The 12,994-nt window shown below is 39.0% G+C and carries 11 protein-coding genes; 4 read left to right on the forward strand and 7 right to left on the reverse strand.

What is annotated here, in order from left to right; translation table 11 throughout:
• Nucleotides 1–1,734: a fumarate reductase/succinate dehydrogenase flavoprotein subunit gene (locus QLG01_RS14270; protein WP_282496787.1), complete on the reverse strand. Its 1,734-nt coding sequence runs from the start codon at nucleotides 1,732–1,734 to the stop codon at nucleotides 1–3.
• A 28-nt stretch (nucleotides 1,735–1,762) separates the two neighbouring features.
• Nucleotides 1,763–2,506 carry a GntR family transcriptional regulator gene (locus tag QLG01_RS14275; protein WP_192454293.1) on the reverse strand — a complete coding sequence of 248 codons (744 nt, stop codon included), beginning with the start codon at nucleotides 2,504–2,506 and terminating at the stop codon, nucleotides 1,763–1,765.
• Between the two features lie 242 nt (nucleotides 2,507–2,748).
• Between QLG01_RS14275 and chrA the strand changes: the two genes are divergently transcribed.
• Entirely contained in the window at nucleotides 2,749–4,098 is a 1,350-nt protein-coding gene (chrA, locus tag QLG01_RS14280; protein WP_282496789.1) for a chromate efflux transporter, read from the forward strand.
• Nucleotides 4,099–4,116: 18 nt separating this feature from the next.
• On the opposite strand, the gene QLG01_RS14285 is transcribed toward chrA, so the two are convergent.
• Nucleotides 4,117–4,971, reverse strand: coding sequence for an AraC family transcriptional regulator (locus QLG01_RS14285; RefSeq protein ID WP_199942115.1), 855 nt, complete (start codon nucleotides 4,969–4,971; stop codon nucleotides 4,117–4,119).
• 166 nt (nucleotides 4,972–5,137) lie between these two features.
• Here QLG01_RS14285 and QLG01_RS14290 point away from each other — a divergent pair, with 166 nt between their 5' ends.
• Nucleotides 5,138–6,055 (forward strand): DMT family transporter, encoded by a 918-nt coding sequence (locus QLG01_RS14290; RefSeq protein WP_282496790.1) that lies wholly within the window; start codon nucleotides 5,138–5,140, stop codon nucleotides 6,053–6,055.
• Nucleotides 6,056–6,086: 31 nt separating this feature from the next.
• On the opposite strand, the gene QLG01_RS14295 is transcribed toward QLG01_RS14290, so the two are convergent.
• The 4 genes from QLG01_RS14295 to QLG01_RS14315 form a co-directional block, all read right to left on the reverse strand.
• A complete protein-coding gene (locus QLG01_RS14295; protein WP_282496791.1) occupies nucleotides 6,087–7,091 on the reverse strand; it encodes a homoserine dehydrogenase in 1,005 nt (334 codons plus the stop codon).
• Nucleotides 7,092–7,204: 113 nt separating this feature from the next.
• Entirely contained in the window at nucleotides 7,205–7,996 is a 792-nt protein-coding gene (locus tag QLG01_RS14300; protein ID WP_162283263.1) for a sulfite exporter TauE/SafE family protein, read from the reverse strand.
• Between the two features lie 175 nt (nucleotides 7,997–8,171).
• On the reverse strand, nucleotides 8,172–9,827 hold the full coding sequence (locus QLG01_RS14305) for a TIGR01244 family sulfur transferase (RefSeq protein WP_348994506.1): 1,656 nt from the start codon (nucleotides 9,825–9,827) through the stop codon (nucleotides 8,172–8,174).
• Between the two features lie 9 nt (nucleotides 9,828–9,836).
• Entirely contained in the window at nucleotides 9,837–10,532 is a 696-nt protein-coding gene (locus QLG01_RS14315; protein ID WP_069036985.1) for an MBL fold metallo-hydrolase, read from the reverse strand.
• A 191-nt stretch (nucleotides 10,533–10,723) separates the two neighbouring features.
• On the opposite strand from QLG01_RS14315, the gene QLG01_RS14320 reads away from it, so the two are divergent.
• Together QLG01_RS14320 and QLG01_RS14325 are read left to right on the forward strand one after the other, a co-directional pair.
• Entirely contained in the window at nucleotides 10,724–11,995 is a 1,272-nt protein-coding gene (locus QLG01_RS14320) for a sigma-54 dependent transcriptional regulator (protein ID WP_282496792.1), read from the forward strand.
• Nucleotides 11,996–12,064: 69 nt separating this feature from the next.
• Nucleotides 12,065–12,976, forward strand: coding sequence for a bestrophin family protein (locus QLG01_RS14325; RefSeq protein ID WP_282496793.1), 912 nt, complete (start codon nucleotides 12,065–12,067; stop codon nucleotides 12,974–12,976).
• Nucleotides 12,977–12,994: the final 18 nt, after the last annotated feature.

Raw genomic sequence — 12,994 nt, forward strand, 5'->3', positions numbered from 1 at the left:
TTAGTCTGCAAGAGCAACGTCTTTTTGAATGCGTAAACGGTCATAAGACACAGCTTCATCTTGATTAATCGGAACCACATAAGGCTCGATTTGTTTTTTGAAACTGACCATGTTGCCTTGTTCATCTTTTTTCAAATGCGCGTGGCAGAACCAATCCGAGTTATTTTTTTGAGGGAAATCTGCTCTATAGTGGTACAGTCCCCAACGGCTTTCTTCCCTAAACAATGAGGCTCTGGCTGCCATTTCCGCACAGTCTCGAATAAAAGAAACTTCAGCAGCACGCATCAGTTCATGCGGGTTTCTTGCAGAGATTCGCTTAATATCCTGTTTGATTTCTTCAAAACGTTTGAGCCCAATTTCCATTTTTTGCCGCGTTTTAGGAGGCTGCAAATAGTCATTTACAAAACGGCGCAGCTTATATTCCACTTGTTCGGCTGGTAAACCTTCAGAACAATCCAGTGGTGCAAATATTCGAGCTTTTTCTGCTTCTATTTCGCTTTGGTTTAATTCGCTATCTTCAATTGCATTCACGTATTGCGCAGCATTTACACCCGCAAACCATCCGTAGGTAAATGCACCAAGCATATAGTTATGAGGTACAGCCGCCATATCGCCAGCGCTATATAATCCCTTAACCGAAGTCTCAGCTTTTTCATTGACCCATACACCAGAAGCACTATGTCCGCTACAAAAACCAATTTCTGAAATATGCATTTCCACCATATCTTGACGGTAATTGGTTCCTCGCCCCTCATGAAAACGTCCACGGCTTGGGCGCTCATTGGTATGCAAGATCTCTTCGATGGTTTGAATCGTTTCTTCGGCCAGATGATCTACTTTTAAATAAACAGGGCCATTACCACTTTCCAGCTCTTGGTAAAACTCCCACATCATTTGACCACTCCAGTAGTCACATTCAATGAAACGTTCACCTTTACTGTTGGCCGTATAACCTCCTAAAGGTCCGGTCACATAGGCACAAGCTGGGCCGTTATAATCTTTAATCAACGGATTAATCTGGAAACATTCTAAGTTGGCAAGTTCAGCACCTGCATGGTATGCCATTGCATAGCCATCACCTGCATTGGTTGGGTTTTCATAAGTGCCCATCAAATAGCCAGAAGCTGGCAAACCTAAACGCCCTGCGGCACCACAACATAAAATGGCAGCTTTCGTTTTAATGACATAAAAGTCACCACTACGACAGTCAAAACCAAGTACACCATTGATTGCACCTTGCTCATTTTTTAAAAGCTTTGTGGTGACAATCCGATTATTAATTTTGACTTGAGCACGCTTTAACTGACGATATAAAACTTTTTTAACGTCATGGCCTTCGGGCATTGGTAAAACATATGCCCCCATGTGATGTACTTTTTTTACTGCAAATTCACCTGTCTCATCTTTTTCAAACTTAATGCCCCATTGGTCGAGCTGTTGAATGGTTGTGAAACTATGCTTCGCATATGCATATACAGTGGTTTGGTTAACCACTCCATCATTGGCAATCGTAATTTCTTTGGTGTATTGCTCGGGTGTTGCGTAGCCCGGAATGACAGCATTATTCAGCCCATCCATTCCCATTGAAATCGCCCCACTGCGTTTTACATTCGCTTTTTCAATGAGCAAGACTTTTAAATTCGGGTTTTCTTGTTTTGCTTTAATCGCAGCCATTGGTCCAGCAGTTCCACCACCAATCACCACAATATCGAACTCAAGATATTTAGTTTCCATTGTAAAATCCTTATTTTTATCTGAGTTATTAACGATGAATACGTAAACGGTACTGGAAGGTATCGCCTGAAAAATAGAGATATTCATAGTCAATCGGTTGACCATTTGCGTCATGAGTCAAACGTTCGACCCGTAATACAGGAGTTCCGATTTCAACTTGCAGCAAAGCCGCTAATTCTTCATCCGCAACAGTGGCATCAATGCTTAAATCCGCATGTCCCAAAGGGATGTCACACTCTTGTTCTAATGCCTTGAAAATATCGGTTGTACGTAAATCAATCGCTTTCTCTTTGAGTCTCAAACCAATATGTTCTGGCAAATAAGTCAACTCATAAGACACTGGTTGACGGTTGAGCAAACGAACACGTTGAATTTCATATACATTGGCTTTAACAGGTAACTTTAATTTGGGCACAACGTGCATCGGGATCTGTTTAAGCTCGGCCGAGATGACACGGTTTAAAATTTCGTGACCAGCAGATGACATTGCTTCTGCAAAACCCTGCAAATTTGAAATGTTCTGGAACGTTTTTGGCTTACTTACAAAGGTCCCTTTACCTGGCACCTTAAAAATATAGCCTTCCAACTGTAATTGGTTGAGTGCTTGGCGAACTGTGATTCGGCTTACACCGAACTGTTCAGCAAACTCGTTTTCAGATGGAATTTGACTCAACACGGCATATTCACCATTTACAATTTTGTTAAGGATGAGTTCCCTTAACTGATCATAAAGAGGCTTGTGATTTTTGGGATCGTGGGGTAGCTGGCTCACGGCTTACAACCTGTTATAACAACTTGAGCAAATAATGTTTAAAATGTTTCAGCTTTGGAAATAATTTAAAGCGATAACTTTAGTTAAAAAAATAATTTCAATGAATATCAATAAATTAGTAAATGGTTATCTATAAAATTTGAATTATTATCATAAAAAATACATTTGTATTTGTTATGCTATAAAACATACTCCGTTATGCCATAAACGTAAAAATTACTATTATTTTTTTAGGGGATAATATGCAACAAAAACAACAAAATACCCCTGATGATTCAGTGGGAAAGGTCACCTTCTGGCAAGCCTTTTTATTTTGGCTGAAGCTCGGCTTTATTAGCTTTGGGGGGCCAGCTGGACAAATCGCTGTAATGCATCAGGAACTCGTTGAACAAAAGCGCTGGATATCTGAAAAAAGATTTTTGCATGCCCTGAACTACTGCATGTTGTTACCCGGCCCTGAAGCACAGCAATTAGCAACCTACATTGGTTGGCTTATGCATAGAACTGCGGGAGGATTGGTTGCAGGTATTCTATTTGTATTACCCTCCTTATTTATTTTAATTGGGCTGTCTTGGGTTTACATAAAATTTGGAGATGTTCCCGTAATTGCAGGTATTTTTTACGGGATTAAACCAGCGGTTACAGCAATTGTCTTTCATGCAACGTACCGTATAGGAAGCCGCTCACTTAAAAATAAATTTTTATGGTTCGTCGCAATTGCAGCATTTCTTGCCATTTTTGTCTTAAAGCTTCCTTTCCCTCTTATTGTGCTATCAGCTGGTATTGCTGGCTATTTAGCCAGTAAAAGGTACCCTCAACTATTTTCCTCAGCAGCTGGTCATAAAGCCAGTCAAAAGGATTATGGTCCGGCATTTATTGATGATGATACACCGCCCCCAGAGCATGCTAAATTCCATTGGTCGCGGTTAGCTAAACTTATTTTTGTGGCAATCGTTCTATGGTTATTGCCAATTTTAGCTTTAGGCGCATATTTTGGATGGCATCATTCTTATACCCAAATGGCGTGGTTTTTTACTAAAGCTGCATTGCTGACTTTTGGGGGTGCATATGCAGTTTTACCTTATGTCTATCAAGGCGCTGTAAATCATTTTGGATGGCTTTCACCTACGCAAATGATTGATGGTTTAGCTTTAGGTGAAACTACACCCGGTCCACTGATTATGGTGGTTGCCTTTGTTGGTTTTTTAGGAGGTGTTAATCATTCATTACTTGGGCCTGAACATCTATTTTTTGCTGGAGCGCTCGGTGCTGTCATTGTGACTTGGTTTACCTTTCTCTTTTCATTTGTATTTATTTTTGCAGGTGGTCCTTTTATTGAATCTACACACAATGAAATTAAGTTTACAGCACCACTCACTGCGATTACCGCGGCTGTGGTCGGTGTCATTTTAAATCTAGCATTATTTTTTAGTTATCACGTGCTATGGCCGCACGGTTTTTCCGGTCACTTTGATGTTATCTCGGCGATCATTACTGTGGCTGCATTTATTGCCTTATTCCACTTTAACATTAATGTACTCTATGTCATTTTTGCATCAGCACTAATTGGTTTAGGTATTTATCTTTTATAAAAATGAGCCATGAGTCCTTTAACGTAACTGCGAAGGGCTCATTCCATAAAACTGTTTAAAACGATGGCTTAAATGGCTTGCTGAACTAAAACCACATACCAAAGAGATATCTTGTAAAGAAAGATGAGATGACTGAATTAAACCCTTTGCCTTAGTTAAACGTCTTTGCATAACATATTGATGAGGCGCCATATTCATGGATTGCTTAAACATATGAGCAAAATGGTATTCACTTAAATTCACAACATTTGCCAAGTCTGACAAAGTGAGTGCTTGGTCTAAATGCCCTTCAATCCAGTCTTGAATATATTTGAGTTTATGAGGAGCAAGGCCACCTTTAATGACAGGCTGCTGCCACTTAACATTGCTATATCTTCGAATTAAATGATTCAACAATAAACTGGCAGTTGTACTCATTTGTAAATGGTTTGATGAATCATTCCAATCACAATCAAGTAGGAAAAACTGATATAGCGCACGAATCTTTTCGTCATCATTAAAGACAACTTCGTTTAGTTCAATTTGATTGGGCTCTTTGTCCCATATTTTTTCGGCGACATCACGCAAATGTTGGTCGGTATAATACAAGTGAACAAATTTAAGTCCGCCTCGTATATCCCAAGTCGACTCCTGATGTTCAGGCAATAAGCAAAAACGACCTGGCCCACCGCCATTTTTCCAGCCAGCAGGTGTTTTTTGATAGCTTTCATAGCCATCTTGAATATAAAGACTTAAAGTATGGTGATCGCTACAGACACTTACACGATCTTGCTCATTAGACCAAAATGCAAGTTGCATATTTTCATCAAGCACCACAGTTTCGTGAAGCTTGGCTTTAGATTGCTGTAGCTGTTCTAAAGTTTGATAGGCCATGCAAAATTAAAACGAATATCATTGAGCTTAAGTTAACCATATTCAGCAAAATTCAGCTAGTTCAGTTATATAAAAAGCGCAAGATCTTGCATGTATAACACAAGAATATATACGTGAAAAATGAAGCATTCCTAGATACTTAAGTTTGGTAATCGAGGATGAACTTATGAATATTTTTCTCTATGTTGCGGTGGTGTTGATTTGGGGAACAACATGGATTGGAATTGCCGTTCAGAGCCATTATGCAACACCCGTCGTCGCAATTTTATGGCGTTTTGCTATTTCAGCCTTATTACTTTGGGTTGTTCTACTATTTTCAGGAAAATTACAGCGAATTGCTTTAAAAGATCACTTGTTTTGTATGCTGCAAGGCCTTTGTGTTTTCGGCCTAAACTTTATTTGTTTTTATACCGCCGTTAAATATGTAAATAGCGGTTTAGAGTCCGTTATTTTTTCGATGGCTGTTTTCTTTAATGCCATTAATGCGCTTATCTTTTTTAAGCAAAAACCTTCCCCAAACTTTGCTCCAGCTGCACTTTTAGGACTAGGTGGTATTGTTTTACTGTTTTGGCATGACCTCATTAATAGCCAGTTTAATACACAGTTATTGATGGGAATTGGGTTATGTGCAATAGGTACTTACGGTTTTTCTTTAGGGAATATGATTAGTGTTAGACACCAAAAACGTGGCCTAAATATCTTTTCAACAAATTGTTATGCCATGACTTATGGTGCATTGGTAATGTTAAGTCTAGCTTTATTTACAGGCCAGGATCTAATGCCTCCAATGAATTTCCCATTTTTAAGTTCGGTACTTTACTTAGCTGTATTTGGTACGGTTATTGGGTTCTCAGCTTATTTTTCTTTGGTTGGGCGAATTGGTGCAGCCAAAGCAGCCTATAGCACATTACTCTTCCCTTTAGTTGCTCTAACAGTTTCTACTTTCTTTGAGGGATATGAGTGGACTTTAAATGCTGTATTTGGAATTTTACTAATCTTACTTGGTAACTACTTAATGTTTAGTAAATTTGAAATTGGAAAGAAGTTATTTAATAGTCAAAAAAATTGTGAGAAGCAGGCTTAATAGCCTGCTTTTTTATAAATCATAATTAATTTCAGCAGTACGTTTTTAGCATCAGCTCAAAATCTTTTAAAGCCGCGGCTGCTGTAGCCAAAGGTGCAGATGCTCCTCCACTAACTACAAATTCACCCATTTCTTGAGTTAACACCCGAATGCATTTATTAGAACCTTGCAGATGAGCAAAAGAATGATTTGCTGGAACTAATCTTAATTCAACACCTGTTTGAATTTGCTGATTTTTCAGATGAATAAAACCGACCAGACGAGGAATTAGATCTTCTTTTTTCCAATCACGTATATCATCGGCAGTAACATGACTGATTCCTTGTTTTGGAATATCCTGAATTTTTACATCAGCTCCTAAAACAGTATTTGCCAGTATGGTAATTTTAGCAGCAGTATCCCATCCATCTACATCGAAAGAACTGTCAGGTTCCGCAATACCTTTTGCTTGAGCTTTTTCAAGAGATTCTGCAAACACACATTCATGTTGCAACATATCATTCAAAATAAAATTCGTGGTGCCTGTAAACACACCTTCTATTTCTAAAATTTGGCAGCCAGCCAAGTTATATTCAAACAAATCAACAGTCGGTAAGGCCGCAGCCGTTGCACCGCTAAAAAATAGTTTTTTATTATGTTGATGTGCCAAGTTAATTAATTTTTTGCCTTCGACGACTAACGCACCTTTAGACACTGCAATCGCATTCATGCTATGTGTTAACGCATAATTTAAATAAAATAAACCCTTTCCACCTGTCACATAGTCACTTGGTCCGGTCTCAATAATGACATCTGCTTGCACCTGTTCTAAAAACTTTTGCTCAGTTAAGCCTGCTTGATATTGTGTTTTATCTAACCACTTTGCAGCTTGTAAGCCTTCTTGATCAATTAAGCCTGATGATGATTTACAGACACCCACTAAATGGGCATCAATTTGATATTTTTGTTTATAGTATGTTGATCGATTTAAAAGAAGCTCTGCAATTTGTTGCCCAATCCGTCCAAAACCACAAATTGCCACGTTAACTCGCTTCATTTCGCTTTCTCAAAAATTTATATGATTTAAATCAAAAAGTTTCCATAGACAATGTCAATGCATCATCTCTGGAAACTTTGTATTTATATAGATAAGTTAAAATACTATATTTCTTAAATATTAGTTAGATTAACAATCTTAATGACCATATAAATTGCAACAGCAAAAACCATTAAAGCAAAGACTTTTTGTACAATCGCAGGTGGAATAAAGCGAATAGCTCGACGACCTAATAGCATGCCTGCTACACATGCAAGAGCAAACGCACTAGTAATGGCGACTGGATAATGGAAACCCTCTGCAATATGCATCACAATACTTATGCCACTAATGAGAAAAATAATCATAAGTGAGGTTGCAACAATACTATGCATATCCAAATTGGTGACTTTTCTAAGCGCTGGTACAATTACAAAGCCGCCACCCACCCCTAGCATGCCAGTTAAAAGCCCCGCAATAATTCCAATGCCGGCAAGTACACCACCAGTTTTAAAATTCCAGATAAAGCGCCCCGTACTTGGGTTGACCTGACACGGCGGGTTATGAAAGTCTGATACTCGGTTACTAATAAGTCGATAACCTACTGTAAACATGACCAAGCTAAACATTAACATGAGCCAAACAGGTGAAATCGCGTTGGCTATTAAAATGCCGATATGTGCCATAGGGGCACCAATTAAGGCAATCCAAATAGCAGCGCGATAACGAACTATCTTTTTAAATAAGCCTTCAATGGTTCCAATGAGTGTAGACAGCGCAACTGCCAATAACCCAATCGGCGCAGCTTGAGCCACGCTCCAGCCTTGACTGGTCATGAGAGCGGGTACAGCAAGAATACCGCCACCTGCACCGGTAAGACCAAGTAAAAAGCCAATCACGATGCCTTCAACGACAAGTAATAACATATCAAAAGCCTAAAATTGCATTTACATCATTTGCAGTAGACTGCTGGTTAATGAGGACATAAATTCTTGTCTTCTTGCGAAGCTTCAGCCGCTTCTCAGGACAAAGCTTTGCTTTGTTTATCTTCTTAACTCGAACATAGTTCTCGTCTTGCGCTCGTACAAAGCGTTGCTTTGCTTAACCTCGCTCAGGTTTGACCATCCACTCGCGGCCCTTGAGCATGCCTTGCCAGTAAATCGGCGGTAAAATCTGTTCTTTAAGTAACCAAGCCAAACGAGATGGCTTTTGCCCATCAATGACCCATTTCGGAAAACTAGGAAGTAATTTACCGCCATAACCAAACTCAGCTAGAACGATTTTTCCACGCTCTACCGTGAGTGGACATGAACCATAGCCGTTGTACTCGCAGAAGTTTTGCTCACCGTTCAGTTGTGCTAAAATATTCACAGCAACGATAGGAGCTTGTGCCCGTGCCGCAGCAGCAGTCTTGGCATTAGGTGCATTCATCACATCACCTAAAGCAAAAATATTGGCATGCTGTGTATGTTGTAGGGTTTGAGGATTCACGCTCACCCAGCCTGCTTCATCAGTGAGTGTGCTGGCACGAATAAAATCAGGCGCTTGTTGCGGTGGAACAACATGCAACATATCGAAATCAGTCTCGACCAATGCTGCATTTTCATCGTTCACTACCTTAAACCATGCTTTTTTTGCAGGGCCGTCTACTTTGACAAGTTGATGGTTAAAGTGCAGTTCAGAGCCATATTTTTCGACATATTGCATTAGTGCAGGTACATATTCCTTCACACCAAATAAAACAGCACCAGTGTTATAAAAATGGATAGAGATATCTTTAAGTTTGCCTTGCTTTAACCAGTAGTCGGCTGAAAGGTACATCGCTTTTTGAGGAGCACCAGCACATTTAATCGGCATAGGCGGCTGGGTAAAGATTGCCGTTCCACTATTTAACTGTTGCACCAGTTCCCATGTATATGGCGCTAGATCATAACGATAGTTAGACGTCACCCCATTTTTTCCCAAGGTTTCGACTAAACCTTCAATTCCATGCCAATTCAGTTTTAAACCAGGACACACGACCAAAGCTTTATATTGAATAGGTTGGCATCCTTCCAAAATAACCTGATTATGATCAGGGTCGAATCCAGCAACCGCAGCTTTCATCCATTTTACTTTTGAAGGTATCACACTTGTCATTGAGCGTGCGGTTACTTGTGGTTTGAAAATACCGCCACCAACCATGGTCCAGCCCGGTTGATAATAATGTGTATCTGCGGGATCAATAATGACAATATCTAAATGAGGTTCACGACATAAAAGACTCGACGCTACAGAAATTCCTGCTGCCCCAGCGCCAACAATCACAACGCTATAACAAGGAATTGCGGCTGGTTCATGATCACGTTTTAAAATACGTGGCACCAAGCCTTTTAAGTTAAACCCAAGCTTATTACCCGACTCAACTAACAGTGCTGCATCTTGTGGAGCAACTTCAGCCAAAGCCCACAAACTGATTGCACGCATACCAGAGCGACAATATGCTAAAACGGGCTTCTGAGCATTCTGATAAAGCTGCTTAAACTCGGTAACTTGTTGATCGGTAATTTTACCACTGATAACAGGCTGATAAATTACGTTTAGACCATATTGTTGAGCTGCTTCTTCAATTTCAATCACATTGGGTTGGTCTGCACCTTCTCCATCTGGACGGTTACATATCAGAGTTTTTACCCCTTGATCAGCAATTTTCGCAATATCGTCGGCAGTAATCTGGTCAGCAACATAAAATTCTTGATTAACTCGTTTAAGTTCCATATCGCCACCTTATGATTGTGAAGTTGAGCCACAGGCCTGATTGGCAGGTAGCGCTTTATCGATTTGTTTTGGATATGGCAGATTTAAATTATTCATCAATTTAATAAAATCTTCTCGTGAGCGATTCTGACCTAAACGTGAATTTTTTAAACGTTCATAACCAATCGTTGAAGACAAACGACCCTTATAGTCGTGTCCCGGATACACAATAGTCTCATCAGGTAGGCTGAAAAGTTGTCTATAAATACTGTCATAAAGTGTCCCTGCATTACCTTGCTGGAAGTCAGTTCGACCGCATCCATCAATTAATAATGCATCACCCGTGAAAACCATGTTTTCAACCAAATAACTCGTACAAGCATTGGTATGACCTGGTGTATAACGTGCTTCAATACTGAGATTGCCGACTTTAAGCATGCAACCATCTGTAATTAAAATATCTCCGCAACTCACATCTGAGTTTCGATGTAAAACTGATTTGCAATGAAAACGTTCACGAAGCAAATTCGCAGCAGTAATATGGTCTGCATGGACATGGGTATCTAAGGTATAGATGAGCGTAAATTGATGCTGCTCTAATTCTTTTGCATAAATCTCAATATCTGATGCGACTGGATCAATTAAAACAGCCTCTCGTGTTTCTTCACATCCAAGCATATATGTATAAGTCGAACTTTCTTTTTCAAAAAACTGCTTAAAGAACATGATTTATACCCTAATAATTTATTTCTTTCCTATATTTTGCAAATAAGATGCCAATTATTTAAAATTAAATAATAAATATAAAAATCAAATATTTATAATAATAAGTAAATTCTAAGCTAGAAAACAAACTCAGCTTGATGTTCCTATGAAACTCAAGTATGTTTCAATGAAACGATTATGAAACACATGAAATGGCAAAGTTAAATTTTGAGTCAGAACAAGATTTTTTTACTTTATTTGAGCAATTAAAAGCTTTACTCCCAAATGCGAGTCTGTTTCTCGCTGACACAACGACTCAAGCAATTCACTATAAATTTAATACAGATGACATTTCTGTTGAGAGTATGGCAGCGCTTACTCAAGACCATCACAATCAATATCTCGAAATCAATACTCCTAAAATGAGAAAGCGATTTATCTATCAAGAACATGATATTTATATTGCCGAGCATCGCATTATCGGGAAATTGCATATTCTACAGCCCATTAGCATAGAGAATGATATCGCTGATCAACTAGAGCTCACAGAACAATTACAAGACTTGGCTAAAGTTTTCAATAGTTGTTCACCAGAAATGGCCCGTATGTTTTCAATCATTCAAAGAGTGGCAATTACTGAGTTTCCAGTGCTTGTTCGCGGTGAATCTGGTAGTGGTAAAGAGCTTGTGGCAAAAGCAATTCATGATTATAGCCAACGTAAAAATAAAATTTTTGTGGCGATTAACTGTGCCGCTCTTAATGCTAATATTTTAGAAAGTGAACTCTTTGGGCATGTGAAAGGTGCTTTTACGGGAGCAATTCGCGACCATAAAGGTGTGTTTGAACGTGCCGCAGGCGGAACACTGTTTCTGGATGAAATTGCCGAGATTCCTTTAGAGCTTCAGGCTAAATTATTACGGGTATTAGAAACAGGTGAATTTACTCCTGTAGGTGGTGAAAAACCTATTCAAGCCAATGTCCGCATTATTACAGCAACACACAAAGCTTTACGAGAAGAAGCTAAGGCTGGGCGTTTCCGTCACGATTTGCTTTACCGTTTGCGTGTGATTCCAATTTTTATACCACCGCTCAGAGAGCGAAAAGTCGATATACCTCTCATTGTCGATCAGATTTTAAAAGAAAGCTCAACCCAACTCGACACAATGCCTCGCCATGTTAATCAAAAGGCCATGCAAGTTCTTTTAAATTATGACTGGCCCGGAAATGTTCGTGAGCTTAAAAACACCCTACTTTATGCGTTAACGATGGCAAATGGTAAGGATGAGATTGAAGTTGAAGACTTACCAAATGAGCTCTTAAATGCTGACGATTACGTTAAATTGCCTGAGACAAATACCGAGCTTAGTCCAGAAAATGTGCAAGCTGCTTTAGAAAAATATAACAATAACCTGAATATGGTCGCGAATATTTTTGGAATTAGCCGCACTACTCTTTGGCGATATAGACAAAAGCACAAGCTTTAGCTAGGTATTTAACTCATCTAAGGCGTATCATATTGCAGTTGGTTAGGTCCGTTAGTTCAAAGGCTTTCTATGATTGTTCGCGATAAAAGCAGCGTTTTTAAACTCTTATTTGCATGGAAAGGAACTGTTTTACCCAAGGTTTTGCCAGCACTAAGTTTTGTTGTACTTATTTCAGCATGTGTGGTCTGGCTCTCTTATTATCATTGGATTCAAATACCTACAGTACCTGCGATCGGATTTACCATCTTTGGTGTGATTCTTTCGATTTGTACTGGCTTTAGAAATAATGCGTGTTATGACCGTTGGTGGGAAGGTCGTAAACTTTGGGGAGCTTTAATTGCAAATGCCAGACATATTGTTAGAGATAGTTACGTTCTTACCAATGAACAACGTGAACATTTAATTCATCAGGTCTTAATTTTTAGTAATTTACTACGTGATCGACTGCGCCAGCAAACTGCTGAACCAACCAAATTTCTTGAACATGCGTATTTAAATAACTCTTCACTCGATTATTTAAATGATCATATTAATGCACCACAGTTTGTACTCGAAAATATTCAAAAAGATTTAGTCAAATCTCTAAAAGACGGCGAAATTAGTGACATTATCTATAGTACCTTAAATCGACATATTATTGAGCTAGGCAATATCCAAGCAGGTTGTGACCGGATTGCTGGAACACCTTTACCCTACTCATATTCAGTACTTTTACATCGTGCTGTTTATTGTTTTTGTTTCATCTTACCGTTTAGCCTTGAAGCTGCTTTAGGTATTTGGACACCGCTTATTGTGGGCTTAATCGCTTATATGTTTTTAGGTTTAGATGCCTTAAGTGCTCAAATTGAAGAACCTTTTGGTTTGCAAGAAAATGATTTACCGCTCGATTCAATTGTACGTTTAATTGAACGGGAGTCTTTAAGCTCTTTAGGACAACCATTACCCCCTATTATTGAAGCTCAAAACAACAACTTACTTTAATAAAAAAAGAGCGATGAT

Source organism: Acinetobacter sp. V89_4 (assembly GCF_029967875.1).
Lineage (GTDB): Bacteria > Pseudomonadota > Gammaproteobacteria > Pseudomonadales > Moraxellaceae > Acinetobacter > Acinetobacter oleivorans.